Origin of the sequence: Massilia glaciei (assembly GCF_003011895.2) — a bacterium.
Classification (GTDB): Bacteria; Pseudomonadota; Gammaproteobacteria; order Burkholderiales; family Burkholderiaceae_D; genus Telluria_A; species Telluria_A glaciei.
The window spans coordinates 1-1,768 of sequence record NZ_PXWF02000328.1 but is presented as its reverse complement, the minus strand read 5'-3'; the positions used below and the strand labels follow the sequence as shown (position 1 = coordinate 1,768).

The window sequence follows — 1,768 nt, the reverse complement described above, 5'->3', positions numbered from 1 at the left end:
GCGCAATCTCACGACCGCCCTGGGCGTTTCGACGCCGCCGTTAATGAAAAGCAAAGGATTGCCGAAGGCAACCTGAGCCCAATGGCGAGGGCGGGGCGGCCCCAGAGGGCTGGGCGAGTCCGGCGAGGGCGTGGCCGGTTTTGGCGGGGCGCGCAGCGCCGCGCTGCCTTTGCAACCCTAGCGGCCAAGGGGGTGCTGCACGGGCGGGGGGTATCGCGCACTTGCAGCGATGGCAGGCGTGGCCGGCAGGCTGTTCCGCGAGCCAAGAGTCGACGTCGGCGCCTGGCGCCGTTCCGAGTATGGGATAAGCCTAGCGGCCAAGGGGCCAAGCCCCTTGATGAGCGACCTTCGTTAGAGCACCAGCCCAAGGCTGGCAACTTTAGCGGCTAAAATTCTTCTCGATAAGAAAATGTCGCGGGGGAGGGTGCCGGTCAAGCCATCGGACGCAATTCAGGCCAGCCAGCGGCTGACCTGAACGCTCAACGCGGGCGCAGCTTAAGCCGTTTGATGCACCTCCGGAAGCCATGAGCTTGCGGCAAGTGCGCGCTCGGCAGCCTGCGCGGCGAGTTCCTTTTTCATCGCGCCGAGGGGCGCTGCCGCTTGGGGCGATATCGCTTGACTCACAACGTCGATGACCCGGCTCTTGGAGACGTGGGAAAAATAATTCGCCGCCGTCGGTTTCCACCAGTCGCCCATTTTCAGGTCGACCGCCTTAGCGATTTCCACAAACGCCTGAGAGGGCGACTCGCGCCCTTGCACGGCGTCGAGCGCGTAGGCGGTGCAGAACGCCATCAGTTCCAGCACGAGTGTTTGCGATTGCTGCTGCAGCCAGCAAAACAATAACTCGGCGTCCGCTGGCAGCATTGCCGCCAGTGCCGCGCGCTTGGCCTCGAAGACGGCGCAGGCGGGGCTGTCCTCGATGGTGTCGTCCAGCGTGGGGCCCTTCAAGGCGATCTGCGTGATCGCCTGCGAGTAGCCGCGCGCGAAAAACACATCGCGGACCAGTGCGTGCGTGAGCACCACGAGCGCGACATCGGGCTTGACCATCACCTCCGCTCGCAGCGCGGCGGTGCGGTGGGACGTCATCAGGCGGACGAGCCGTTCCGAGTGAACGGCCTTGGGAGCCTTGGGCTTCTGCGACTCATCGCCGAACGCCTCGGCACCGGCAACCTTTCCCATCTTGGACTTGTCCGCCGCCCGGATAAGATTCCGGTGCACAAAGACCTTGCCTTGACGGTCGATCGTGACGACCGCGCCGGCGAGCGCCACGTCTGCCGGAAGCAATTGGAGCAACGTGTCGGTGATGCCGTTGCGTTGGGCGCGCAGGGCTTGTCGCTTCGCATTCAAGGCACTTGTGTCGCAAGCCTCGCCATCGGGTTCCACGTCGTCGGCATCTTCATCTTCCACATCGTCGTCTGCCGGTTGAAGGCGGGCCATTTCCTCGTTGACCGCCACCAGCTCGACGTCGATCTGGTCGAGCGCCGCCTTCTGGGCAGGGGAGGGCGCGGCCCGTGCCGTGCGGGCCTTGTGATAGTCGGCCAACGCGGCCGAGTCGAACCGAACGCGGATCTCGACCCATGCCGATCCCTGCTTTTCCAGCTTGTTGGCATGGGGTTTGAGCTTCGCCACGGCGAGCGTGTCGAGCAAAACGGGGTCGGTCATGTAACCGGTCATTTCGGTGCTGAAAAGATCGCGGTTGATGACGCCCCCCGCCTTTTCGTAAGCGGCCACGCCGACAAAGCTCGCGACCGGGTCGGTTTCCGTGTTG

General features: G+C 64.4%; 1 pseudogene. It reads right to left on the bottom strand.

Going from position 1 to position 1,768, the window contains the following annotated elements:
- Positions 1-495: 495 nt before the first annotated feature.
- Positions 496-1,768, bottom strand: a pseudogene (locus C7C56_RS29195) (hypothetical protein); the annotation flags it as partial.